Origin of the sequence: Halomonas daqiaonensis, from assembly GCF_900109725.1 — a bacterium.
In the GTDB taxonomy this organism is placed as follows: domain Bacteria; phylum Pseudomonadota; class Gammaproteobacteria; order Pseudomonadales; family Halomonadaceae; genus Halomonas; species Halomonas daqiaonensis.
Map to the genome: position 1 here is coordinate 122,191 of NZ_FOBC01000002.1, position 25,715 is coordinate 147,905.

Consider the following 25,715-nt stretch of genomic DNA (forward strand, 5'->3'; position numbering starts at 1 on the left):
CCCTGGAAGCGCAACACATCAAGGGAGATACCGAATGTCCCTGCCGGAATTGTATCGGAGAGAACGCCCCCGATTCCCGTCGATTATGCTCATTATGCTGACCCTGGTATTGACTTGCCACGCAGCGGCTGACGAAAAGGCGGGAGGCTCACGCCTGCAGGCCAACGACCTGACCCGTCTTGAGGCACGAGCAGCGGAACTGGATAGGCTACACGCACTGGTCGTGGCCGAAAGCGGAAATATCGTTCTGGCACGCCATCTAGCCGGACCCGGGGTCGACCAACCGGCCAACATCAAGTCACTCTCCAAGACGGTACTGGCGGCACTGGTCGGCGCCGCCATCAAGGAAGGGATAATCGACTCCCTTGAGCAGCCGGTTGCCGAGTTGTTGGGCGATCGGGTGCCGGACGGGGCAGATCCTCGCGTATACGAGATCACTGTCGGGCACCTCCTGTCGCTGCAGGCGGGGCTGGAGCGAACCTCCGGTGGCAACTATGCCGCCTGGGTGGCCAGTCCCGACTGGGTGCACGATGCCCTGACCCGCCCCTTCGTCGATGAGCCGGGCGGACGCATGCTCTACTCCACTGGGTCCAGCCATTTACTCTCGGCGGCACTGACCCGAGCCAGTGGAGAGAGCACCCTGGCGCTGGCAAGGCGGCTGCTGGGCGAGCCGCTGGACATTACCATCCCCGCCTGGCCCCGCGATCCCCAGGGGGTCTACTTCGGCGGCAATGACATGCGGCTCTCGCCCCGGGCACTGATCCAGATCGGGGAGCTCTATCGCAACGACGGCATGATTGATGGCACCCGGGTGCTGCCGGAGGGCTGGATCGAGGCCTCCTGGGAAGCACGCGGTACCTCCGCCTGGACCGGCGACGGCTACGGCTATGGGTGGTTCATCACGACCCAGGCCGATGAGCGGGTCTACTACGGCAGGGGGTATGGTGGCCAGGCGCTCTACGTCATTCCCGAGCGAAAACTCACCGTCGCCATCACGGCAGATCCCCGTCCGCCCTCTCCTGGTGGACAGTTCCAACATGAGCTGCATGCCCTCATCGAAGGCATGCTGGAAGGGGAATGAGTGGCGTGAAATCGCTGGACCGGACGCAACCTCAGCCCTTATGGCTGCGACGGGAATGGGGGCGGGTCAGATCAGTCCAAGCAAGGACAGGATGAACAGCACCACCACGGCCAAGCCAATGAGATAGATGATATTTCGCACGATGCACTCCTAGCCGGCGAATCACGAAAGCGAGCAAACATGCCCACTTCCTGGCGCTGGCACCTCTCAGTGTAGCTGGCAGCGGTGAGCGGACAACCTCGGCGTCCTCGCCCATCGCCGTGGCCAGAATAACGTTCATGCTCTATATGGCATGCTCGCCGTGCCGGTTTCGTCGAATGTTGCCGGGAGTTCTCTCCCTAGGGCAGGTCAACGCTGCACCAACCAGCCCCCCTTCTGTCGTTTGGTCAGATACTGCAGTTCATCGGCGGCCCGAGCCGTACTGATGCGCTTGGTCACCATGTCACGATAGATACGGTCGGCCTTGCGTCGACGCTTCACGGCGTCGCCCACGTCGAGAAACTTCTCCACCCAGGTCACAACGGTCAACCAGAGGCCGCCTGTTGGCTCACTGGGCGATTGCCCTTCTTCTTCCGCGGGCTTGTTTCTGGCTTCGAGGTTGGCGGCAATTAAGCGCAGTTCTGCCTGGAAGCTCTCGCTCTGAGCTACCGGCAACTCACGCGCCCTTCGCAGCAGATCCTGCATATACTCGGCCGAGAGCAGACCGTATTCCTGAAAGCTTGCCAGAAACTGCAGGCCACGGATGGCTTCACCGCGATTGCCATTGAGGATCATCTCCCCTGCGGCATGAATCTTGTCCCAGGCCTGCCAGCGGTAAACCCAGTCAAGCCCTGGTCCTTTGATGTTCTGCATGCCGAGTATACGGTTGGTGTAGCCTGGCGGTGTCTGCTCGCAAATCATGTTGACCAGCTGCTCACCGGTCACGAAGGGCGAGCGCACGATCTCGATGCGACTTCTGAACCACGTCCAGAGCAGGTCTCGGACCTGCTCATCGAGAGCCTCCGAGTGAGCCGGGTCCCTGGCGATACGTTGCTCGAGCTCGCTGAATTCCTGCCATTCCCGATAGCAGGTCAGGTGATGGGCAAGAATCGTCTCGAGATGGCGAGCTAACGACGCTTTTTCGGCCGCGTGCTCATTCTCGTTCTCGTGTTCGGGCACCTGCTTCGCGAGGCCCTGCAGGTAGTCGCCGGGATCAGCCAGGTTGTCTGCCAGCACCTGTGGATCATGGGCCACTCCCAGGCCTTCGAGCATCGCCGAGAGCCTGCCGAGTACCGCCTGCTCGGTGACGGAGACCTTCATTTGTCGTGCCAGGCGCAGCCATTCTACTGACGGGTCGGGGTTATCCTGGGAGCGCGGCCAGAGCGTGGTTTCCTCCCGACGAACCTGCCAGGATTCCTCGATGTAGCCCATCAGGCCCTCGAGATTAGTGCCGATGAGAAAATGATGATCCGCGCCGATATCGTTGACCAGGATGTCGGCAAAAACCCGTGACCGGGCCACACGATCGGCCCGGTTATTGATCACCGTCGAGACCCAGATACCGGGCTCGGCTTCCGGGTCCTGCTTGTCGAATCCCAACCGGTTCCAGTTGCCCAGCGCCCCCAGACGCTCGTTGGCGGACATGCCGTTGGTGAACTGCAATTTGCGCCCCCGGGCATGGGCTAGGGGATAGACCTTGAGTACGCCGAGATCGAGAATCACGTGGTCGGCCATGGCCTTGAGGGCGAACAGGTGGGGAATGTCGAACTCATCGGCCATACGCAGCACCAGGGCAATATTGGTGGGATGCTCCTCGTAGGGAAAACGGGACAGGGTATCGCCGGGCAGGAGCTCGGACTCGATCCAGCCGATGTGATAGCACTTCGTGCCGAGCTTATCGGAAGCCTGCTGCAGAATCGGCAACATCTCCGCTTCACTGGTGATCAGGGTGGACTTGCGAGGTATGAACTCGGTCATGACGATGGGGATATCGATGCCTGCCGGGCCCTGGATATCCTCGTGGTCGGGGTAGGTATTGGTGATGGTGGAAATGTCGTCACGCATCCACTGCTTCTGGAGGATACGCACATAGGAGGGTGTAAGCCCCATGCACTCCCAGAGAAACACATCGGCATCCAGTTTTCTGGACAGCTTTACCAGGTCCGCCTGCTCCCAGATGGTGGCCTTGTCGTAGGGCCGGAACAGGAACATCTCCTGAAGATCGCGGTGGCTGTAGCCGTGCAGGAACATCGCCTCACAGCCCGTCGTCTTGGAGATCACATGAAAGCCGAGACCATTGAATAGCGCGGCCTTGAGGCGTTCAGTGCCCGACTTTCCCCGCGTTCCCCAACCACCTATCACCAACGGCAACTTGTTGCGGGCACGGCGTGTGGTCAGGTTGACATAGACATGCCGCCCGACGAACAAGGCGAGCATGCCCGCCAGAAAGACGCTCAGCTGTCGAAGGGAGTTCTGGTACACGGACACGAAGTAGTCCGTGTACTCCTGCCACCAGCCGAGAAGCAGCGGAGGGAAGGCAAGGGCGGGAAAGAAGCGCTGCACCGCCGGATCGGCGGGCAATGGCCTGGCCTCGGGATCGGTATGGGTGCGAAAGCCGACCCGGAAACCCAACGCCTGAAGCGCCACAAGATACCCGTTGGGCGCCCCGCCGCTGTCGGCTTCCCAGTTGCGCAGCCGGGCATATTGGGCAAACCGGAAAGTGAGCTTCAATCGTGCACGGAGACGAGAGAAAAGCCCGCTGGGAGGCGTGATCTCGGTCACGCCCTCGCTCGTGTAGACCTTCATCGGCCGGGTCGGCCAGGACTGATCCAGGCTGGATATCACCTGGTCCACCAGGGGCAAGTAGGGCCGCCAGCCGTCCTCATCGCTCATGTGCAGGGGCTCGCCGGGCACCTTGGTGGGGCTCAGCTCGGACATGCGCGCCGAGGGTACCTGCAAGAGACCATAGTAGACCCGACCGATGGTGTGATGTCCCGCCTGGCGCTTGTCGGGCGAGGAGTGCATGAACTCGTACCAGGCTCGCCAGAGCCGAAAACGAAAGCGCTCCCAGCGCTGAAACGAGAGCTTGCCTGAGGTGCGGCTGGCATCCAGGCCGAAGTTGTCTTGCGTGAGTGCACTCAACACGCGACCCAGGTGGTCATCGTCCACCTGATCGGACACATCGAGGCGTCGGCGCTTACGCACCGGGGCCTCTTCGAGTCGACTGCGAAGCGCCTGGTGAAGGTTTCGCGCCTGGGGATCGGCCATGCACCAGAGCGTTTCGCGTGCCTGTGCCGCCCAACGCCTCACCCGCAGGTCATCGGCCTCGGTATGCAGTGCCGTGAGTACCGCAAAACCGCTCTCTGACCACTGACCGAGCGCCACTTCCTCGCCCTTCTCGAGCAGAATGGCCGCAATGGCAGCAATGACATGGCAATACAGACGCAGGGTGATGGGCTTGCTTTCATGGCGGGCGCCACGCCGGACAAGCTCCCGAGCGAAATCCAAGTAGGCGGCATCGCTCTCGACCAGCCTGATCAAGGCATGGACGCTGTAACCACGAACTTCCCTGGCGCTGTCCTCCAGGGCAAGGACCGGTAGATGGCGCTCGAGCAAGGCCGGGCGTAGCTCGACCAGCAGGTCGATCAGTGCCTGGCGAACCGTGGGACTCGGATCATGCAGGGCCGTCTCGAGCAGGGTCTCGAGCCGCGGGTCATCGGCATGTTCGCCAAGCACCTGCACCGCATGCTGACGAACGAAGAAGTCGTCGCCCTCGGCCACGCGCGTCAGGCGACGCTCGATGATATCCACCACCGCGGGATACCCCAGCACGCTCAGCAGCGACAGCGCCTCGGTCTGGAGCCAGACCGGCTGGCGATGGTCCATCGCCAGCCGGTAGCTATAGGTCAGGGTGCTATCACCCAGGTAGCGCCCTCGGCCTTCCGGCGCCAGGGCGCGGGCAACACGGGCCAGGCCATGAAAGGCGGCAAGGCGAACGCGAAGATCGCCATCGTAGGCGAGAAGCTCGCCGACTCCCGTCTCGAGATCGAGCTGATGCCAGCGTTGGATGCCCTCCTCGGCGGTCACCGTATCGGCACCCATGTAGGTCGACCCCAGCACCCCCAGCCGCTCCAGGCTGAAGCTCAGATGACGTTCGCAATCGGCGAACTGCTTCTGGTAGCGCTCGCTGACCGCATCGGGGCCGAACCAGCGACCGAAGGCCCGACGATCCCCCAGCAATTGGGCCCGACCCGCGCCAAGGGTTCGGGCATAATCGAGCACATGCCCCCGGATCTCGTCTTCCGATCCGGCACTGGCAAGCCTGGCCGTGAACTCGTGATGATTGGCATGCAGGCGGGCTATGTCACGGCGCTGAACCTCGATCCAGTCAAGCAGGGCTTCCAGAAGCGACCGGCACAGAGTATCGGGGTCGTCCTTGGGAAGAGGACGACCGCTCTTGCGACAAAAGTCCAGAATGGCAGCAATCTGGCGCCGGTTCACGCGCTGCCAGGGTGCGGAAAGCCCCTCGGTCAGAAGGGCTTCAGGCTGAAGAGTGGCGTTGAACTTCATGGGTAGACCGGATCCAGGCGGTTGGTGTCGACACGCGCTCGCTGCTGGGCGCGCCGCAGGGGCAGAAAGTCGAGTTCATCCGGGCGCCTGGCCGGACTCAGGCGCCCGGCATTGGCTTCGTAGCCGATTCTCAGTCGCCAGCCGACGTCGCTGCGATCGATATCGTAGTTGGCCTCGGCGCGCAGGGTCAGGGCATTGGCACCGGCGTCAAAGCTGAGCAGGTTGCCGCCCAAGAAGACACGCTTGCGATCGAGGCTCGTGGTGCGATCATCGTCGTTGAAGTAGCGACGCCAGCGCACGCCCACTTCCCCTGCCGCGGAACCGAACAGCTGCCTTGCTGCTGCGGTGACCTCCAGATGGTCAAGATCGAAGGGGTTTAGCGACTCGTTGCTGACCAAGGCCCCCTCGAGATAGACACGCTGATCCAGATGGGGCGTCCAGGTAAGGCGATCGGCAAGCACAAGGCTTCGCCGATGATCTCGCTTGTAGGGGGAAAAGACATCCGGGTCCAGCTCCGGCAAGGCTGTGCCGGGCACCGAATCCAGGCTCAACCAACGCTGATTCAGGGTAATGCCAGGCTCGTGTCTGAGCCGTGGCGACAGCCGGTAGGTCCGCTCGAGGCTTGTCTGCACGCGTGCCGACCAGTGATTGTCACCATCCAGGTCTTGGACCTCCCCGGGCTGCAGGTATGCCTCACCGAAGAAGCCGAGTTGCCAATCACTTTCCTCGGGATAGACATCCACCCACTGCCTGGCCCCCAGGACCTCCTGGCCATCGAACCGGCGCAGGAGCATATCGCTACGGCTAAAGAACCGCCTATCCTGCTGGCGGAATCGGTAGCTGACGCCGGCCTCCATTACGCTTGCTCCCTGGGCGGGAGCCACATCCTCTTCGCTGCCGCTGACGCGATCGACAAGGTCCAGGTAGCCACCCCAGCTACTCAGGTCGGCACCGGCATGATGGCGATCTTCCGGCCTCCATGCCACCGGCTCAACAGGTGCCTCGGGGGGCGTAGGCCCCGTGGCGGGGGCGGCAAGGCTTGCCTTGATCATTGCGGGCTCCAGCGGCCTGGCCTCCGGGGACTGATGCAGGGCATGCAGGCGGTAGTAGCGATCCTCGCCATCCCCTGCTTCGAAGATCAGGGTCTGCCAGCCCGCGTCCACATACCGATACTGCGTCGAGCCATTGTCCGAGCGATTGCCCGGCTGCCACTCGTCCACCCGCACCCAGGCAGGCCCCTGGACATAAAAGCTCGCCGGCTGGTCCGGTGCGGCAATGTGGTAGGTGCGTGTCTCGTTGTCGAGCAATGACGCCCCGTTCTCGGCCCGATTGATCCGGGCGGTGACGAATTGCTGCTGTCGGGGCTCCCTGAGCCACAGTCGCAGGGCGTGCTCTCCTGCCTCCAGGCGAAGTCGCACCACTGACTCTTTTTCCGACAGGCGGACCATCCGGGGTTGGCGATCATCCAGTTGAAGCATCACCTCGGCCGGAACCCTCGCCTCGTGGGGCAGGACGCGCTGCGCAAGACGAATCTCGATGGTCAGGGGGTCGGGGGTGAAGAGCTCCACCCCCTCGGTGCCTCTGCCGCTCAACAGCATGGCCGATGCCGGCAACTGGGGTAGCAAGGCCTGGCGCACGCGCCGGAAGGGAGAATGCATCTCCTCCTGCAGGGGCAGTTGACGCACCCCGGCACTCTCGAAACTGCTGCTGATGGGTTCCCAGTCATAGCTCTGAAGCAGCCGGTCGGCCAGCTGGCGGATGGCTGGGACTGCACTATGCGCCTCGGCCAACTGAGCCAGACGTGCGCTCACCCGCTCCCTGTTACCGGGGTTCTGCTCGAGCTGCCAGAGCAGCGCCACGGCAACGCCATGGGCGACGTCGGGTAATTCAGGCACGCCGGTATCGGTCGCGACATCTTCCACCTGTACGGCATGACTGCCCTCGGGCCAGCCCTTCGGGCCCACTGCATGATCAGGAAACTCAAGGGATTCAAGAGCATCCATGAAGGAAAAAGCGTTCAGAGGAACGAGATCAAGCGTATGCAGTCGTGCGGCAGGCAGGACGGGCAGCCTCTCGAGCTCTCCTTCACGCACCCGGTGATACTCAGGCGCCGAGGCAGACAGGAAGCCCGTTCTGTCATCAGGATCCTGTAGCAGATCCTTCAAGGCCAGGGGCGTCAGCGCTGGAAGCACCGCCCAGTGTTGGGTCGGCTGCCACTGCCACAGCTGAGTGAGATAGTCATGGTCCTGGGGCCGCAGGCGGACCTGGTACAGGCCAGCGGGTACCTCGAGCAGGATGTCATCACCGGTGGCAGTACCAATATTGCGGTTGATCGTCTCGAGGTAGGGATTGTCTGCACGACTGAGAATCGGCGCCTGAAGCCTTGTGGTCTTGCCCACGGCGTTGACGAGCTCAGCGGCAAGCCAATCCATCTCTCCCGGCGCCCGGGAATCCGGGGCCACCCGACGCAGCTGCACACGCAGCACCGTTGGCCCCACCACCTCGAGCTCCAGCGGTGCTTCAGCGCTGGCATGCGGCAGGGCGAGAGGCTTTCGCGTGACGTCGCTGAACAGCGTCGAGAAACCCTGGCTGCTCTCGAAACGGCTGCCGAGAGATACCCAGTCGAACGCCTGCTGTGGCGACAGCGACCAGGCAAGCCAGCGCTCCACACCCGCCAGACGCCGATCCCGGTCCGAGCTTTCAAGCGCGAGAGCGATATCCTCAGCCTCGCGCATCCGCTCCATTCGCCAAAGGCCTGCCTCCCCGGCACTCAGCCAGTACTGCATGGCCTGGGCAGTGTCTCCTTGGCGCGCCGCCAGATCACCCTGTCGCAGCGCCTGGTCTGGCACCCTGTCTGCGGTGTCCAGCCAGCCGGCTTCCTGTGCCGCTTCCGGCAGCCAGTCCGGCATGGGCCCTTGGTGGGCAAGCACCAAGCCAAGCTGAGTTGCCCAGAGGGAATCGCCGGCGCGATGCAGCGCCTCGCCCAGGGGATCGAGAAGCGCCCTGTCGCCTTCACGCAGATAGCGTGCGGCCAGCAGACGAACCTGGCTTTCCCAACGTTGGGTCTTGGCGAAATCCGTCAGCAGGTCTTCGGTTGCCAGGCGCCTTGCGACTGCATCAGGCGCGAAGACGGCCGTGGCCAGACGTTGGCGCCGGGCCAGGTAGTGCTCGCCCAGGGCTTCAAGGGCCTTCTGCGACAGCCGATAGGCCTCCGGGTCCTGACCGTACCCCGCCCTGCCGAGTGCCTCCAGAACGCCGATCCAGTTCGTACGTTGCGACTGTGCTCGAGCTCGCTTTAGGCGCTCATCCAGATGGGCAACTGCCGGCTCATAGGGCTTAGGATCAAGGTCATCCAGATAGGCTGCCTGGGCGGCGTGAAGGTAGCGCAGCATCGGGTACCACTGATTCTCGAGAGCGCGTTCCGGCGTCAAGGCGAAGGGAAGCGGCTTCGATTCAGGATTCGGCGCCGCTTCAAGTGCCTGACGCAGGCGGTTGACGAGCGAATGAGAAGGCGTCTCTTCCAGAAGGTCGCGATAGGTGGTCTCACCGGCTTCATAGGGCTGACTGGCCCGGTACTGAAGCGACACCGGAAGCACGGCATCGCTCCAGACACGCACCTCGTCGACATGTGTAGGCAGAGGCAAGGTCACGCTTGCCGTGGGCCAGTAGTGACCAGCCTCGCGCTGGGCCGTGAAGTCGCCCCCCAGGGTCGGATGCACCAACGACGAACCCTGCACCTGACCTTGTGCATGAGCCCATGCCTGACCCTGCGAAAGCACCGCATCCTCGGGTGTAGGCAGATCAACTTGTGGCGCAGCATCTGTGAGTCTCAGCCGCTTTGCCGGCGCGTCGTCATATTGCACCCAGAGCTCGGTATCTTTCGTGGGGTTCAATCGCGCCACGGAGAGGCGCAGGCGTGAAGGCCCGAAGCGCGCCGGCAGAGGGTAGTTCAAAGGCGCTTGGTCAAGTTCGACGAAGAGGCCACGGCCCAGTCGCTCGAGTACGTTTTGGCCCAGGTAGTAGTCCTCATCGGCCTCGAGCTGCAGCGGGCTTGTCGTGGCGAACCAGGCGGTAGTCAGGGCCAGAGGGTCGGTAGCAGCATCGGGGAAAAGATTGCGAAAGAAGCGCTGGCTGCGCTCGATATCGCCGGCGAGTGCCTGCCTTGCCACCTGGGGCCTGGCGCCGGGCCAGGACGATGCATCCTGCTCCATAAAGCCCAGTCCTAGAAAGCCCAGTGCAATGTCGGCGGCCCCCTCGAGATGATTCGACTGGCGCAAGGCGTCCACGTCATCGAGCGTCATGCCACCCGCGGTCAGGGGTTGGTCAACAAGAGACCGAGTAAGCTCGGCAGCCGTCGGTTCGGGCTCGTTGAGCGCCAGAAAATAGTCTCCTCCGGTCTGCTCGATCCTTGCGAGCAGCGGCAGGGATGCCTTGAGTCTGAGGCGGTGCTCACCCTCGGGAATCGTCAGGTAGCGCCGGTCCATGCCGCCATGGAGCAGAGATGCGTCCACCTCCTGGTAGAGGGTGCTGAGCTGCGTTCGCTCGATGCTGACCTGCTGCCAGGGGGCCTCATCCAGGGTCCAGCTCAGGGAGTACTGCTGCTGTTGCTTCGCCTCCTCGGCCGGCCGGCTGGCAAGGGCAAGTACCACCGGCCCCTTAACATCCAGTTCGAGCGTCTCGCCCCGCGAAAGGCGCTGAACGGGCAACCTGTCGCCGTCATCATCGACAAGCTGTACTCGCTCGAGCCCTCGCTGTTCGGCGGTTTCCCGATAGGCGTCCGGCGAATCCACAGGATCGAGCTCAGCGACAAGCAGCCGTCCACTGAAATCTGTCTCAGCCTCCAGGCGAGCGAGCAGGGGCGATGGCTTGTCCTTTACATGAAACCATTCCTGGCCGTCGGTGCCGGGGGTCCAGGATGCCTGCCACCAGAGCTGTCCATCATGGGACAGCCATAGCAATGGCGGCGCCTGGTCGTCTTCGAGTTGTAGCCGAAGATGACCCTGGGCGGCGAGTTCGAAGGTGGCTTCCTCGCCGGCATCCAGCATCAGGCGCCCTTCCTCTCTTGAAACCCAGCTTGTCTCACTCGATACCCGGCTTGCCGAATGATCCAGCCGCTGTGCCGCCGTCCAGAAGAGTCGCGGCGCCTGGCGTGCGCGCTCGCGTTCGGTGAGCGGGTCCGCCGAGTAGGGATAGGGAGTTGAATGGGGCAGATCGTCGCCGACGGCGGTCAGGGGTAACGCAGAGGCCAGAATCACGGCAAGCCATCTCATAGGCGAGTCTCCGTTACGCACTGGATGAGCGTGTTTCTGGCATCAACGTCCCCAACCAGGCGCTTGCGCAGGTCGCTGTCGAGTTCCAGATGGACGAAGCCTTCGAAGCCCCGGTTGCGAAGATCGGCAGCCAGGGTGTTGGTGGTGGCGCCCAGCTCCCGGACATCCCGAGGGTATAGCAGCGCCCGGATATCGAGTCGCTTGGACAGGCAATCCGCCAGCCGGGCCAAGGCCTTGGGTGGCTTGCGGCTGCCATCACTGAGAATGGCATCGGCTTCGCGGCCGGCCCGACTCTTGCGCTTGGCACGGCTGAAACCGTGCAACTGGAGTATCCGCCCCTCGGGATGCACCTCGGCAAAGGCGCGACTCAGGGCATGCAGGTAGCTGTCGGGAATATGCACCAGGTCGCTGTCATCGCCGTGGTAGCGATGGGTGGTGTTCCATGCTGCCGCCATGGCATCGCTTTCCAGGAAGAGCTGGCGGGCGATGGAACCGGTGCGCAGATCGTAATACTGATGAGGCGCCTGGATCAGAAGCGGCGCCCCGCCGTGGGTGCGTGCTGCAAAAAAACCACGGCCGCGACGCTCGTCTTCCTTTTCGGTCAGGACGACAACACCTGGCTGAGACAAGGCAACCGGCTCGAATCCGGGAATTTCGACGCCAGATATCGCGACACCGCGTGCCGCCTCGAGACGGTCATCCGCGGCCAGCCAGTGTCGAAACCCCTCCTGAGCCTGAACGATGTGGTGCGTCTCCGGCACGGTGTAATCCTCGCTTCGGGCTTGCTCGAGCAGCGTGTCGAGGCTCGCAACCGATGGAGATGCCAGTGTCATCACCCCGGGAATCAGCAGCAAGACTGCCAGCAGTGGCGTTTTCTTACTCATCAAGGCTCCTTCTATCACTCTTCCCCCTCGCGAAAACTGCGCGTTCGCTCGTATTCCCCCGGCAGGACTTCGTGGAAAACCAGGTAGCCCGGGGCGCCACTCTCAAGCGAAAACTCTACCGCCATGGGCCCATCGGGCAGATCGGTGCCCAGATCGATCAGGATCGGCTGGCCGTGTGCAAGACGCTCGCGTTGTTGATCGAGTACATATCCAACCCCGGCCTCCTCGTCAGTGGGTGTCACCTGGTAGAGACGCTCGAGATGCGTCCATTCCTGCGTGGGTCCTGACGGAAGGGCATCGGGGGTGATGTGCACGCGGACCGTACTTGCGACCCCGGCTTCGCCGAGCGAGTAGAATCGTGCCCCCACGAGCTGGCCATCTTCGCGCTTGTCGACGGGATAGCGCAGCGGTTCTTCTTCCAGACGAAAGGCCATGCGGCGCAGATAACCCGCGTCATCGGGATAGCGGTAGTTCATCAGCCAGGTTCCCGAGGTGCTGGCATCAAGCACTACTTCATGCGAGCCAGGTGAAACCGGCGGCAGACTGATATCACCGCGCCTGCCGATCAGCTCCTGGCGCACCGTTCTGCCGTCGATACCGACGCGCAAGGTGAAGGGGCTTGGGTCGTCGCGCAAATAAATCAGCTGGGGTTCGAGCCTGCGAGAAACCCCGGGAGCGGCGACGTCCACTGTCTGGGTGCCTGGCTCGAGGGGCTGGAAGTAGGCGGGAAGGCCGCTGGGGCGAAGCCGTTCCTCGCCGCGCAAAGGCACCAGGATTCGGGCACCGCGCGCGGCGAGCTGGGGCTCGAGGGCTTCCCACTGGTAGCGACCGGCCAGAAGCTCGGGGTCACGCTCGGGGGGGCGTGACTGGATATGCAGCACCAGGCTGGTTTCTGGTACAGGTTCCCCAGAGGGCTCATTTTTAGCTAAGGGCTCTTTTTCAGCTGAGGGCTCTTCTTGCGCTGAGGGCTCTTCTTGCGCTGAGGGCTCTTCTTGCGCTGAAGGCACTTTTCCAGTGGAAGGCGCTGCCTGAGCTCGAGCGTCCGGAGGCTGCAGGATAAACCAGCTCGGTTGCGCCGGGTCATCGCCACGCCAGGCGTAGTAGTCCACCGGTACCCGAGTGCGATGAGGCAGGTCATCGGGACGAGTATAGGCATTGGTGAGTAGCGTCTGGCGGCTGGTCACCTCGAGCCGAGTCGCTTCGGGTGGCAGTCGCAGAAAGAAGCTCGCCGGCTCGGAAAGATCCGCCACGGGCTGGGTTTCGGCCACCCGGTCGATCATCGATGGCACCACGCTGGCCTCGAGCGTTCCCTGGCCCACTGCCCTGCCCTGGGCATCAAGCAGGCGGTACTCGGCCTGAATGCCCTTTGCTTCCGGCAGAGGTTCGCCCTCGCCGTAAGCGCGCAAATCCAGACGCAGCGAGGTGCGAACATCCTTCCCGGGTAGAACCTGGAAACGCACCGGAAGGTCCGGACTCACCCGCCAAGCACGAAGATAGCGCGTCTCGGGTAGCACACTCTGCTCGGGTTGCTCGACTGGCCAGATATCGAGCATGCCGGGCTGATTCGGCGTGACGACCAGCAGCCCCGGCGAAAGGCTCAGCTCACTTGACGGTGGCTCGCCTGTGAGTGTTCTCCGTTCCTCTCGGGGTTCTTCCAACTGCGCGGTGACATGGCGCAGCGCAAGCTCGGGCTTGAGGCCATCATCTGCTAAAAGGGGGGTGAACTGGATACGGAAGCTTCCCGCCGTCTCGATGGGCAGCACACCCAGCCGTTGTGGCCCCGCATAGAGTCCGGGGGCACGGGGCATGAGCTCAGGGTCCATGAAGGGCTCAACCCCCAGGATGCTGAACAGGATGCCCTGAGCAGGATTGGTGCCCAGCGGCCCTACCGGCTGCCATTGGCGCTCCAGCAGGTTCAACTGCACCTGACGTGTCAATAGCTCTGGCGGGTAGATGGCACCCTGGGCCAGGCGCACCTTCTGGTCCTGACTCAGCCGCTCCCACGCCACGTTCGCCCGCCTCTCGCTCATTCGCTCCTCGTAATAGACGCGTACAGCGACATTCTCGAGTGGTGACGTGAGTGGTTTCAGACGCAGGCGGACATAGGCCGTCCCTGGCAACGCATCCAGCTGCACGTTGAAGGATTGACCGGCGGCCACGGCAAGGTCCCGGTCGGAATAGAGGTTGCGTGATACCGCCACTCCATCCTTGATCAGTTGCCGGGGCAGATGTGTTTCATGGGTATAGTCCCCCGCATACAGGGGTGTTCTGTTGCCGTCCAGAAGCTCAAATTCCAGTGTATAGCGCAGGGGCACTTCCCGTTCGGTATCGGGGGCGGCACTGGTATGGGTGAGGACGCGCAACCGCTCGGCCTGGCTGATGACGGGAAAGGTCAGCCAGTCGCTCTCGGGCAGGAAATAAACCGTCGAGGAGCGAGCCGTCAAGTCGAGCTGCTCAACGACAGCAGGTGCCGGAGGCGGCACCTGAAACAGCGATCGCAGGGGCTGGTAGAGAAAGGCGGCCACGATGGCGAATAGCAGCAATAAAAGCAGACGACCCAGAATCCTCATTTCCCGCCTCCCTGACGCATAAGAAAGGCCCGGCGGGCGATGAAGTTCTCGAGTTCCGCGCCCAGGCGACCTGGGGCCGGCTCGATGACCTCACGGCTCAAGGGGTTCAGGTTGGCGATGGCCAGAATGGCCCGGGCGTCATCCACGTCCGTTACCAGCAGAAAAGCCTGGCGGGAGTCGGGATCGAGCACACGGGCGAGGTGATAGCCCTGATGCTGCAACGTGCGTAGGGCAACGATGTCGCCAGTCTGCACATGATGCTCAAGAAGGGACTGAACACTTTCCGGCAACGGCGCCTGTACCAGGCCGTGCCGTTCAATTCGCTCGGCAAGAGTGCCGCTCAGAGTATCTATTTGCAGGGCTTGAAACTGCAGCTGCTGCTGGCGATCGTCGGATGGCAACTCGAAGGCACGTCGGGCGGAAGGCGCGATCCAGGCGATGGCGAAATCCGCATTACGGGTGGCAGCCAGGTAGCGGGTCTGGGCACTGCTTCCCACCTCGTAGCCGGCGGTCTCCTCTGCGCCTCGCACTTCTTCGGGGGCAAGTCCCATGATCTCGAGGGTTTCGCGCAGCCGTTCACGCAATGGCAGTGGCGCAGCGTCGGGGCGCAGGCCGTCCTCGAAGGCCAGAAGGCTCGGGGCCCGGGTGCTGGCCTGCTCGCCCATGCCGCGCACCTGAGTGATCAGCAGAGGCGCTCCTTCTGCTTCACGCACAAAGACCTGATGCACGAGATTGAACAGGCTGCGCGGGTTGCGGGGATTCAGCACATCGGAGGCTCCCGCTGGATCAAGGAAGGGATGGCTGCCGGCAATCAGCAGCGCACCAGCGTCGAGTGACTGGAACAGCAAGGTACCTGCCTCCAGGGTATTGTTCTCGTAACGCGGCCGAGGAATCTGGACAAGCTGGGACGACGTCACGCCTGTGCCGATCACGAAGGTGCCCCAAGGCTGGGAAGGCGTCGCGTCCTGGGCATTCTCCAGAATCAGGTAGTCCTGATCCCGTGCTCGGTCATGAAAGTGGATGATGCGATAGCCAAGGCCCCTGGCCAGCCCATTGAGATAGCGCAGCTCGTTCAATGTATCTTCGGACCATGCCCTCTGAGGTCCGCTCACAGCGAGCTCGAGCAGCGGGCTGAGCACCTCGAGGTCGAGAAACAGCAACTCATCGAGACTGGGTTGGCGAAAGCCAAGGCCTCCTGCTTCACGCATCACCGAGATGTGTTCAAGCAGGTAGTCACTCAAGGCACCCTCATGGGTTACCAGAGGTGTCGACGATGCCCCCTGGCTGTGGCTGCGGGCCAGCAGAGGGCGCAGTGAATCGGGACTCAGATAGAGCTCGGCAAAGCCGCTGCGGGTACGCTCACGCTGTACATTGGGGATGGCAGGTGACTCCCAGCGCAGAGCCATATCACCGAGGAGACTTTCAAGGGATTGCAGCCGCAGGTCTTCGGGCAACTGCTGTTTCACCAGCAGCTGGCTTGGCATGGCGAGAAGATTCGACGCCTCTGGGGCGCGACCACTCAGGAGCTCGCGTGCCGCAGCTCGTGTGATCAACCGTACCTGGAGTGCATTGCGCGGGCCGAATATCTGGTGAAACTGATGAAAGAAGGTCCCGGGATTGCGCGTCACATCGCTGCTGCCGACGGTACTTTCGCGCAGGCGCACGCTGCTCACGGCAAGAGCAGCGGCCTGCTGGTCGCGAAACAGCGCCAACCCCGCCTCGGTAATGCCCCGCTCGTCGATGGCCGCGGGTATCTCGACTACCAGCTGGCTCTGGGGCTGGATGTCGATGACGAAGGTGCCCCAGCCGCGTGGTTCTCCTACCTCGCTCAGGACAAGGTAGCGATCCTCTGCCCGCCCAATGGCGTAGTCGAGCTCACCGAGCCTACGCTGGGCTTGCTCGAGCTGCTCTGGCCTTCCTTCGTCCCGGTACTGCTCGAGGGCCAGGAGAGCGTCCTGAAAGCGGGAAAGCTGAGTACCGCTGGGTTGCGGAAGATTCTCCCGTCCGACTACACCGTAATCGATCACCCGCTGTCGCAGCAGCACATCCTCGAGCGTGGCCTGGGTCTGCGGGGGTACCACCAGACGCTCGGTATCGGTGGCATCGTCGATCAGCTGTGCCGGAATGAAACTCAGGGCAAAGCCCACCAGGCTTGCCAACACCACGGCAGTAAGAGACGTCTGCAGGGTGGCGCGCGTGACCCGAATACCGATGTCCTTGTCGTGAATCTTGAGCGCGAGCAGCGTCGAGATCAGATAACCGAAGGCAAAGAAGTCGGTGACCTTGATCCAGGGCGCAAAGAACTCGAAGCCGTAGCCGAGCAGCAGCTTGTAGGCAAAGCCGACACTGAAGAAGAAGAACAGCTTACGGGCACCGGAGAGGTTGATGTTGCCGAAGAAAGGCAGCTTGAGCAGCAGGTGCACCGCGATCAAGATCACGCCCACTTCGGCAAAGGTCAACAGCAGCTTGGACGGCTGGTACCACTGGAGCGCCAACAGCGAGGGAATCAGGATCCCGTTGAATTCCCAGGCATAGTGCAGGTTCATGCGTGAGGCAATGAAGGCCGTGGTCAGAAGGATGATGTAGGCCTTGGGGCTCGCGAGAATCGAGCTTGCCACGTCCTCGTAGAGGTAGTTCAGGTTGCTGGCCGAGAAGTTGGTCAACTCCATCAGGCCAAAGCGCACCAGCATGAAGGTAGCGGCAAGGGTCACCAGCAGCCAGAAGGTGCCGCGCACCAGGCCCGGTTTCCAGAAGTTGTTGGCGATCAGCGCCACGATGATCAGGCCGAAGCTATGCAGGTTGTTGGCGTAGTCGAAATCCAGGCCGAAGTTCGCATCGACCCAGGCGCCAAGCCCGGGCAGCCAGTAGGCATCGAACACGACCCGCACGATGATGCTTGTCAGCACCAGGGCAAAGAAGCGGTCACGGCCAAAGAAATCGGCAAGGCCCAGATAGCGTCCGCCGAGAGTCGATACGGCCTGCACCACCAGATAGGTGACCATGCCCTCGCCGATGATCACCGCCACGCTCCATGGCTTGATCAGGAGTAACGGCACCAGATAGCCGGGAACGACAAGCCCGGCAAGGCTCCAACCGAAACGCAGGTTGAAGAAGGCAACGACGGCCACCCCCACCCAGACGGTGGTGATGACGGAACTGGCAAGACTGCCCTCGGGAAAGATATGAAAAGGCAGTAGATCCCAGTTCATTACGCCAGAAACCCCCTGACCAGGGAGTCAAGGGCCTGGATGTCGAGTGGTTTGTGGGCCACGGCATTGGCGCCTGCGGCCTTCAACTCATCATCGAGCCCCGGTCGCACGGTGCCGGTGAGCATCAGGATGGGTTGCTCGAGCTTCTGCTCTTCCCTGAGCCAGCGGAGCAGATATTCACCGTCTAGCTCTGGCATCCACAGGTCCAGAATGAAGAGGTCGGGCACCCTGTCGCTGGTCACCTCTTCCATGGCCCGTCTGGCACTAGGCGCATGTGTCACCTGAAAGCCCGCCCGGCGCAGCACGAAACCGAGAAGCTGTGCCACATCGGCATCGTCATCAACGAGGAGGATGCGCTTACTGGTCGTTTGCGAGTTCGTCATCTAATGAAAATCCCGGTAGTCGTATTTCGAAACGTATGCCCTGGCCGATGGCGGTTGTCGCGTTCAGTTCGCCACCCCAGAGAGTCACCTGCTTTACGGCCTGTCGCAGACGGTGCATGGCAGGGGTGGTGACGCGCACTGAGCCCTTCATGGCCGCCTGTAGGCGTTCTTCAGGCATGCCGTAGCCGGTGTTCTCGAAGATGAAGGTGGTCCAGAAGGTGTCGTCTGCGTGCCTTTCCTCGAGGCTCAGGCGAATCACGCCCCCGGGGCTTGCGTCATCGGCCAGCACCACAACGACGGCATCCAGGGCATTCTCGATCTGGGTCACGTCCACTCGCACAAAGGCATTGAAGGGGGGCCTATCGAGCTCGAAGGCAAGCTCACGGGAGACAAGGCGCGGCTTCCAGCGCCAGGCCAGGTCCTCGGCCAGGGCAGTGACGTTGACCGGAAAGTCCGACAGCCGGCTGATGTCCTGGACCGCATTGATGATGCCCTGGGAACGCGTCAGGGTTCGCGACATCTGTTGCAACTTGCGCTCGACGAGCTCCCCGAATGCCGCCTTGTCCGCTGCTGCCACATCCTCCATGCGGCCCAGCTCGGCGGCCAGCAGCGCCGCCTCCAACTGATTGCGAAGCTCCGCATTGATCTTGTTGCCGAGCTCGTCCTTCCATCGCTCAAGGCGCACCAGATGGGTAATATCCACCAGCTCGAGCAGGAAGCCGTGGATCCGGAAGGGGGTCGCAGCCTGGCTCGAGGCCTGGTCCTCGGCACCCTTCAGAGGCCGAACGTTGAGTGAGAAGGCCCCCTGTACGCCAGGCAGGTTCGCGGCAAAGGTCAGGCTCTCGTCGGTCAGTACCATGTGCTGAAGATGCTCCCGCGCCACCGAAAGGGACATTCCGCCGAGTGTCGATATGAGATCGGCGGCCGTCATGGTGAAGACGGAAAGCCCCGAGCGCCTGATCAGCTCTTCCATCTTGCGATTGACCTGCATCACCTGACCGAAGAGGTCGTAGAGAATGGTGCTGGTGTGAAGGGAGTTGAAAACGTTTTCCAGAAGCGCGAGACGGCGCTCGAACAGCTGCGATACCTCGCTCAGGGAGTTGTATTCGGACTCGACCGAATCAAGCCGCATCAGCCGCTTCCAATGGCTGGCCTCGCTACGCTGACGGGCCTGCCACAGCTGGCGCTGATGGAGAAGCTCACCGATCTGGTTGCTGAAGTCGCGTAGCAGGGGCAGATAAAGCGGATTGTGCTCAAGGGTTTCCCCTGCCACTTCGCCGCATAAAAACCCCTGTAGCTGTCCGTTGAATTCCAGCGACACGATGAACTGGCGACTGCCCGGCACTGGATTCTTCAGGAACGTCTTAGAAAGCACGACGGGCCCGCCCTCTTCCAAAGCCGTGGAATAGGGAGGTCGCTCGACGTCGCGGCGACGCTCGTCGATGTCATCGATCGAGCAACGATACGCCTTCACCTCCCGCAGATGCTTGGCGGAGCCATGGCGCTCGAGCAGGATGGCCCGGTCGAGATTCAATATCTGGGTGGTGAGCAGGACGATCTGCCCCCAGGGGTCCTGGCTTGCATTGAAGTCCGAAGGCAGCAGGCGATCATGCAAGCGACTGCTGCTGGCACGCAGCAGCTTTTGAACGGTCGCCGACTCGAGTCGCTGCTCACGCCGGGACAGTAGATACCAGAGCAGCAGGTGAAGGGCGATCAACTCTGCCACGGGCAGAACGATGCCCAGAAAATGCAGGCACAGCCAGCCGGCCACGAACAGGGTCGTTGCGCCACCGATGGCAATACCCAGCGAGCGACGCACCCCCAGGCGGAAGTACAGCAGTGCCGCCGCCGCCAGCACGGCAAATGACAGCAGCAGATTCTGCCACCAGCTCGTCGTGCGCAGCGGCTGGTCCCGCAGGAGGGTATCCACCGTGTAGCCGGCATACACCAGTCGGGAAACATTCGCCTCTTCAGGCAGGGGGGTGATCAGCGGCGGGTTGGTCGGGTCGATGCTTCGGCCCACCAGCACCACGCGACCACCGACCAGATCCCGGGTAAGGTCGCCTCGCAGCACCCGGTCTATCTGGATCACCGGAAGGTAGTTCTCGCCCGGGCGAAAGTCGACCAGGAAGGCATTCTCGGCAACCGTAGTGTTCTCTGCCCTGCTCACCACCGCCGCCTCGGTAGTGATATAGCGTTCACCATCGTCCACGACCTGGGGTCTGTGCACGCCCAGGCTATCCAGGGCCTGGGAGGGCGGCAGTGTCAGGACGAGGTTCTCGTCAGATGCCTGCGCAGCCGTCTGGCCGATCACCACACCAGCCTCGCGCAATCTTGCCAGCTGTGTCTCGGACAGTTCGGCAGGCTCGCGAAGAAGGCCGATGCTGGCGGGCTCGAACTGCTCCAGCCGCTCGACAAGGCCAAACCACTCCGCATACTGGCGCTGCTCGAAATCGGCTTCCACCAGGAGTACCTGGGGTGTGGGCTTGTCTACCGGGTTGAGTCGATGGAACTGCCAGTACATCCAGGCATCGGGAAGCTGGAAGACACCCAAGGCACTCGCCAGCCAGATCGCCACGAGGCTGATCAGCGCAATCCAGGGACCGGCAAGACGCCAGCGGTTCAAGGGAGCCAGAAGCATATGCGTAAAACCTGGATGAGGGGCTACTGACTCTACCCTGCTATCAAACCAAATCGAAGGCGGGAGCGCTGTCACACAACGGTATAATGCTGAAAAAACGGCCACATTCGACGGTGTTTCAACAGCCCTACAACACCTCGCGATTGGGGGAATTCCGTCGGCTGCGCTACAGTCGCGGGCATGCCGCCAGCCCCGATGCCGGGGCAGTCCGATGAGTAGCCAATGGAATTTCGTGATGCAAAAGCCTAGCCTGCCCGCCAATGAAGCCGCGCGACTTGCCAGTCTCGCCGACCATTACATACTCGATACGCCAAGCGAGCAGGTGTTCGACAACATCACGACCTTGGCGGCGAAAATTTGCGACACCCCCTATGCGTTCATTGCGCTGATCGATTCCCGCCGTCAGTGGTTCAAGTCTACCTACGGCATGGAGCTACAGGAGTCCGACCGCGAAGAGAGCTTCTGCGGCCATGCCATTCTCGGCGAGGACATCATGGAAGTGCCTGACGCAAGCCAGGACCCGCGCTTTCACGACAACCCCTTCGTTGAAGGCGACTTCCAGGCCCGCTTCTATGCCGGCAAGCCCATCCAAAGTGCCGAGGGCCAAGCCTTAGGCACGCTATGCGTGATGGACCGCAAACCCCGCCAGCTAGCACCAGAGCAGATGGAGGCCATCAATGCCCTGGCCCAGCTGGTCGAGACGCTGCTCAGCACACGCCGTCAGCAGGCCAAGTTCGCCTGGTTGGGCTCGGTGCTCGACGCCATGTCGGAAGAGGTGGCGCTTTTCGATATGGACAGCCTGCACTATGTCTATGCCAACGACAGCGCCCTGGATGAGCTCGATATCGACATCGACGCCCTGAAGGAAACCACGCCCCTTGACATGATGCCGGAACTTGATAGAGAAGCACTCGAAGCACTGCTTCGTCCCTTGCGCCAGGGTGAAAAAGAGGTCGTCATCAGCGAGCAGTTGCGGCGGCGCAAGGGTGGCTTGCTCTATCCGGTAGAGATACGCATTCAGATCATCAGGACCGCCGTGCCCGTGTTCGCCAGCGTGGTGCGCGACATCAGCGAACGCAAGGCGATCGAGCGCGCCCAGCGGGAGCTTATCTCCACGGTGAGCCATGAGCTGCGTACGCCTCTAGGCTCCATTGATGGCGCCCTGTCGGTGATCACCTCTGGCATGGCCGGGCCGGTCCCGGAGCCGGTGGCGGAGATGGCTTCCCTAGCCCAGCGCAACAGCCAACGTCTGGTAAGGCTGGTCACGGAGTTTCTCGATCTCGAAAAGGCGGAACTGGGCAAGGTCGACTTCAGAATAAAGCCACTTCATCTCGATGACGTACTTAACGAGGCCCTAACCACCAACCAGGGCTTCGCCCATAAGCACGGTGTCAGGCTGCAGCTGGGCGAAGCACCACAAGAGGCGGTGCTCGCAGACCCCGACCGCCTGCAGCAGGTGCTGACCAATCTCCTATCCAACGCGATCAAGTTCTCCCCCCCCGACGGGATCGTGACAATCGAGGCCCATCGTCTCGAGAAAAGCCATGACAGTGACAGCCGGGCACGCATTAGCATCATCGACCGCGGTCCAGGCATTCCCGAGGAGTTCAAGCCCTACCTCTTCGAGAAGTTCAGCCAGGCGCAGAACAGCGACAAGAAAAGGCCGGGCACAGGACTCGGACTTGCCCTGGTGAAGGCCTACGTCGAGGGGATGCATGGCCGTGTCGATTTCGATTCACAACCGCACGAGGGGACAGCTTTTCACGTCGATCTGCCGATGACAGCGTTGGGATAAGCTGTCATCGCAGCTTCTGGAATCCAGCTGCCCGATCAGACCTTCGCTTATTCCTGCTTGTGCGCCAGCGCCATCAGGTAGAGGGCCAGGGCCAGGGCCAGCACGGACAGCGCCAGGTAGATGGCATCCAGCGGAGTATCGAAGCTGATCCCCACCACGGCCCGGAAGAACTCGATGATCACGGCCAGGATGACTACCCGTGCGATCTTGTCTTTGAGCTGGTCGAGGGAGCTGACATTGAAGGGGTGCTGGGGGTCACGTCCCTCGACGGGCTCGATACGCGAGACGAAGAGCTTGTAGACCCCCAGGCCGAAGATCATCAGCACCAGGGCGATCAGGTAGATATCCACGGCAACAACGATATCGGTGACCACGCTCTTGTGGATATCGGGGCCACCACCGGTATAGTGCCGCCAGGCATCGGCCACTACCGAAAAGATATCCAGGCTGGCGATGATAAAGAGCATCAGGGCCCCCAGCAGCGCCGGTACCACGGCCAAAAGGACCATCAAGCGCGAACTCCAGAGGAAGGCCTCGAAGCGACGCTCGAGTTGGCTACGTCTCGTCTTGCGCTCGGGCCGGGAATCCGGATCCATGACTCTCTCCTTGGGTATTCAAGACTATCGATTGGGGCATCGCCGGGAACGGGGTTTGACCTGACGACGCCGGGTGCGCCTATGATGGCGCAAGTCCTCTCGCACGGCAGCCCCGATGACATCATCACCAGTTCGCTTACGACGTCTGATTTCCAGCTTGCTGCCACGTATTCTGCGCTTCCTGTGGCGCGTGCTGTGCGCCTTCTTTCGCAACCGCGGCATCCTGCTGGCCGGCGGCGTGGGTTATAACATTCTGCTCTCCATCGTGCCGTTGTTTTCGCTGCTGGTGGTGCTGCTGGCTGGCGTGGTCGACGAGGCGCACCTGCTCGAGGTGCTTACCATCCAGGCGCGCCATCTGGCCCCCGCCCATGCCGAAGTCCTGCTCGACGCAGTCCGCACCCTGCTCGATTCGCGAGATGTGATCGGCATCCTGGGCTTTCCCGTGCTGCTGCTGTTCAGCTCTTTCGCCTTTCGCATGCTTGAGGATGCCCTGGCGATCATCTTCCATGCCCCGGACACGCACCCCCATGGCCGCAGTGCCTGGGTCTCGGTGTTGCTGCCCTATGCTTTCATGGTGGTTCTGGGGGCGGGCCTGATGGCCTTGACCCTGCTGGTGACCTTGGTCAGTTCGGTGAATGCCTTGTGGTTGGCGCTGTTCGAACGCGAACTGCCGCTGGCAGGGCTCTCCGAGCCGATGCTCAACCTGACCAGCTTCCTCGGCGTCTTCCTGCTGTTCAGCGCCATCTACAAGGTCCTGCCCGTGGTCAACATCGCCCTGCGTCGCGCGCTGGTGGGCGGTTTCGTCGCCGCCCTGCTGTGGGAAGGCGTGCGCCTGCTGCTGGTCTTCTACTTTGCCAACATCTCGCTGGTCAACGCGGTGTACGGCTCCCTGGCTACCCTAGTGGTCGTGCTGCTGAGCCTGGAGGTAGGTGCCATCATCCTGCTGCTCGGGGCACAGGTAATCGCTGAGTTGGAGCGCAATGCCCGCCTCGGCCTGCCCTGGCACGTCGATCCTCGCCATCAGGCCGTGACTCACGTCGACTAGTCAGAAGGTAGAGAGCCTTCAGCTGTCAGAAGGTAGAGAGCCCCGACGCCTCCATGACCCGATAGCGCAAGCGCTGCCAGGCGGAGGTGTCGCCGTGAGCCTCGTAGGGTTCGCTGGTGATCCGCTGCGGCATACTTTGCCAGCGACGTTCGAAGAAGGCCGTGGCGTCGAGCAGGGCCGGCGTCTCGGCGGGGCCGAACAGGCGCACGCTGGTCTCCAGATTGAGATCATCCAGATTGCGCCGTGTGAAGTTGGCAGAGCCGAGGATCATCGTGGCCTCATTACCTGGCTCGGCTGGCCGGTGCAGCAGCAGCTTGCTGTGGCACTGCTCGCCACGGCTGACACACCAACGTACCGGGATGCTGACCTCGTGGAGTTCCTCGGCCACGGGGCGATTGGGGATCCCCCCCTTCTCCAGCCCGAAGGCATCGCTGTTGGGATCGAGCAACACACGCAGGACCACGCCACGGGAGTGGGCCGCCACCAGCGCGGCGATGACTTCCCGATGGGCCAAATAGAAGACGGCGATATCCAGCCGGTCACCTTCCACGCTCGTCTGGATGGCGGCCAGCAGGGCATCACGGATCGCGCCCTCGGTCAGTACCTGGAGCCTGGCCTGCTCGAGTGACTGTTCCTCGACAACGGGAGATGCCAGGCCGCCCAGGTTTACTCCCGACCAGCCAGCCACCGGGCGCTCCGAGGCCAGCAGGTCCAGTGCCGCCGCCCCCTCGAAACGCAACGCCACGTTACCGTGCAGGCTGCTGGCATCGTGAGGGTTGGCGGAGGTGATCAGTCCCGCCCAACTATCCCCATGGTCCACCACCAGGGTCTTGCGGTGATTGGCATTGAAGTTGAGCAAGGCCAGGTAGCTGCGTAGCGGCACTCGACCCGGACCCAGCACATTGGGCAGCCAGCCGCCGTCGCTCGCGTTGCCGAGCCAACGCGGGCCCAGGTGCCAGATCCCCGACCAGAGCGGATTGGAAGCTCGCAGCCGATTCAGGTCGGTAATTACCACTTGTACGCCGGCATCGCGCAGGGCCTGAAAATGGTCGAGCTCGAGTCCCCCATAGAGGATATTGAGCGGGTCGGTGATCACCACCGCCTCAAGGTCAGGGTGACGGCCCTTCTGCTCGATCAGGGCATCGCTGACCTGCGTCGATAGCGGTCTGAATGCCTGATTGTCGGCGGCACCGGCGAAGTCGTTGAAGAGAAACATGTCCAGCACCACCAGGCGCCGGGCCTGATTGATCATCACCAATACTTCGTCGAAGATCTCCTGCCGGATATGGCGCTCCCCCGACGGGGCATACCAGGTCTCGTCGGCGAGAAAGCGTACCTCGTCGGCGCCGCGTTCCGGGAAAGCCCGCGACACGCCCTCGGGTAACGGCTTGACGCGCTGCCAGGTGCCCATGCCAGCCCATGCCACCAGCAACGCCATCACGATCCATGGCCACATTCGCCGCCTCCCCTGCGCCCGCTCGCCCATGTCGTCCATGACTTCCCCAGTCCGTCATGCCACCCTATCGGAAATCCTCAAGACCAGCATAGCGACAGGTCTGGCAGAAAGTAGTGCGCCCGACCGAGGCCCGACGCACCTAGTAACGGTACAGGGTAGTTCAGCCCTGTCAGCGCAGTCGACGACGGCTCAGGATGAGGCGCGCTAACCCCGCGACGGAGGCTATTCCCAGAACGA

At 62.4% G+C, this 25,715-nt stretch carries 12 protein-coding genes; 3 read left to right on the forward strand and 9 right to left on the reverse strand.

What is annotated here, in order from left to right:
* Positions 1–85 precede the first annotated feature (85 nt).
* Positions 86–1,081: a serine hydrolase domain-containing protein gene (locus BMY30_RS01960; RefSeq protein WP_211607203.1), complete on the forward strand. Its 996-nt coding sequence runs from the start codon at positions 86–88 to the stop codon at positions 1,079–1,081.
* 348 nt (positions 1,082–1,429) lie between these two features.
* On the opposite strand, the gene BMY30_RS01965 is transcribed toward BMY30_RS01960, so the two are convergent.
* From BMY30_RS01965 to BMY30_RS01995, 7 genes are read right to left on the reverse strand one after another with little or no spacing between them, the layout of a single operon-like run.
* Positions 1,430–5,629: a HEAT repeat domain-containing protein gene (locus BMY30_RS01965; protein ID WP_089710061.1), complete on the reverse strand. Its 4,200-nt coding sequence runs from the start codon at positions 5,627–5,629 to the stop codon at positions 1,430–1,432.
* Positions 5,626–10,899 carry a hypothetical protein gene (locus tag BMY30_RS01970; protein ID WP_089710063.1) on the reverse strand — a complete coding sequence of 1,758 codons (5,274 nt, stop codon included), beginning with the start codon at positions 10,897–10,899 and terminating at the stop codon, positions 5,626–5,628. Before BMY30_RS01970 ends, BMY30_RS01965 begins: the two co-directional genes overlap by 4 nt.
* The gene (locus BMY30_RS01975; RefSeq protein WP_089710066.1) at positions 10,896–11,783 is read right to left on the reverse strand and encodes a hypothetical protein; all 888 of its coding nucleotides are present in this window, start codon (positions 11,781–11,783) and stop codon (positions 10,896–10,898) included. Before BMY30_RS01975 ends, BMY30_RS01970 begins: the two co-directional genes overlap by 4 nt.
* Before the next feature lie 14 nt (positions 11,784–11,797).
* Entirely contained in the window at positions 11,798–14,353 is a 2,556-nt protein-coding gene (locus BMY30_RS01980) for a hypothetical protein (RefSeq protein ID WP_089710068.1), read from the reverse strand.
* The gene (locus BMY30_RS01985; protein ID WP_089710070.1) at positions 14,350–17,562 is read right to left on the reverse strand and encodes a poly-gamma-glutamate biosynthesis protein PgsC/CapC; all 3,213 of its coding nucleotides are present in this window, start codon (positions 17,560–17,562) and stop codon (positions 14,350–14,352) included. The genes BMY30_RS01980 and BMY30_RS01985 overlap by 4 nt, the downstream gene beginning before the upstream one ends.
* Positions 17,562–17,945 carry a response regulator gene (locus BMY30_RS01990; protein WP_089710071.1) on the reverse strand — a complete coding sequence of 128 codons (384 nt, stop codon included), beginning with the start codon at positions 17,943–17,945 and terminating at the stop codon, positions 17,562–17,564. The genes BMY30_RS01985 and BMY30_RS01990 overlap by 1 nt, the downstream gene beginning before the upstream one ends.
* Entirely contained in the window at positions 17,920–20,586 is a 2,667-nt protein-coding gene (locus BMY30_RS01995) for a CHASE2 domain-containing protein (RefSeq protein ID WP_089710073.1), read from the reverse strand. Before BMY30_RS01995 ends, BMY30_RS01990 begins: the two co-directional genes overlap by 26 nt.
* Positions 20,587–20,821: 235 nt before the next feature.
* Between BMY30_RS01995 and BMY30_RS02000 the strand changes: the two genes are divergently transcribed.
* Positions 20,822–22,381, forward strand: coding sequence for a GAF domain-containing sensor histidine kinase (locus BMY30_RS02000; protein WP_170840046.1), 1,560 nt, complete (start codon positions 20,822–20,824; stop codon positions 22,379–22,381).
* A gap of 47 nt (positions 22,382–22,428) precedes the next feature.
* Here the strand turns inward: BMY30_RS02000 and BMY30_RS02005 are convergent, their stop codons facing one another.
* Complete coding sequence (locus BMY30_RS02005) at positions 22,429–22,977, reverse strand: YqhA family protein (protein ID WP_089710077.1); 549 nt, start codon at positions 22,975–22,977, stop codon at positions 22,429–22,431.
* A 115-nt stretch (positions 22,978–23,092) separates the two neighbouring features.
* On the opposite strand from BMY30_RS02005, the gene BMY30_RS02010 reads away from it, so the two are divergent.
* Entirely contained in the window at positions 23,093–24,022 is a 930-nt protein-coding gene (locus BMY30_RS02010; RefSeq protein WP_089710079.1) for a YihY/virulence factor BrkB family protein, read from the forward strand.
* Positions 24,023–24,047: 25 nt separating this feature from the next.
* Here BMY30_RS02010 and BMY30_RS02015 read toward each other — a convergent pair whose 3' ends face one another.
* Complete coding sequence (locus BMY30_RS02015; protein ID WP_089710081.1) at positions 24,048–25,478, reverse strand: phospholipase D-like domain-containing protein; 1,431 nt, start codon at positions 25,476–25,478, stop codon at positions 24,048–24,050.
* Positions 25,479–25,715 lie beyond the last annotated feature (237 nt).

Excerpts from the sequence above, each read along its gene's own strand:
- BMY30_RS01965 (WP_089710061.1), bottom strand. The coding sequence starts at position 5,629 with ATGAAGTTCAACGCCACTCTTCAGCCTGAAGCCCTTCTGACCGAGGGG.
- BMY30_RS02010 (WP_089710079.1), top strand. The coding sequence starts at position 23,093 with ATGACATCATCACCAGTTCGCTTACGACGTCTGATTTCCAGCTTGCTG.
- BMY30_RS01990 (WP_089710071.1), bottom strand. The coding sequence starts at position 17,945 with ATGACGAACTCGCAAACGACCAGTAAGCGCATCCTCCTCGTTGATGAC.
- BMY30_RS01995 (WP_089710073.1), bottom strand. The coding sequence starts at position 20,586 with ATGCTTCTGGCTCCCTTGAACCGCTGGCGTCTTGCCGGTCCCTGGATT.
- BMY30_RS02000 (WP_170840046.1), top strand. The coding sequence starts at position 20,822 with ATGCAAAAGCCTAGCCTGCCCGCCAATGAAGCCGCGCGACTTGCCAGT.
- BMY30_RS01975 (WP_089710066.1), bottom strand. The coding sequence starts at position 11,783 with ATGAGTAAGAAAACGCCACTGCTGGCAGTCTTGCTGCTGATTCCCGGG.
- BMY30_RS01980 (WP_089710068.1), bottom strand. The coding sequence starts at position 14,353 with ATGAGGATTCTGGGTCGTCTGCTTTTATTGCTGCTATTCGCCATCGTG.
- BMY30_RS01985 (WP_089710070.1), bottom strand. The coding sequence starts at position 17,562 with ATGAACTGGGATCTACTGCCTTTTCATATCTTTCCCGAGGGCAGTCTT.
- BMY30_RS01970 (WP_089710063.1), bottom strand. The coding sequence starts at position 10,899 with ATGAGATGGCTTGCCGTGATTCTGGCCTCTGCGTTACCCCTGACCGCC.
- BMY30_RS02005 (WP_089710077.1), bottom strand. The coding sequence starts at position 22,977 with ATGGATCCGGATTCCCGGCCCGAGCGCAAGACGAGACGTAGCCAACTC.
- BMY30_RS01960 (WP_211607203.1), top strand. The coding sequence starts at position 86 with ATGCTCATTATGCTGACCCTGGTATTGACTTGCCACGCAGCGGCTGAC.
- BMY30_RS02015 (WP_089710081.1), bottom strand. The coding sequence starts at position 25,478 with ATGTGGCCATGGATCGTGATGGCGTTGCTGGTGGCATGGGCTGGCATG.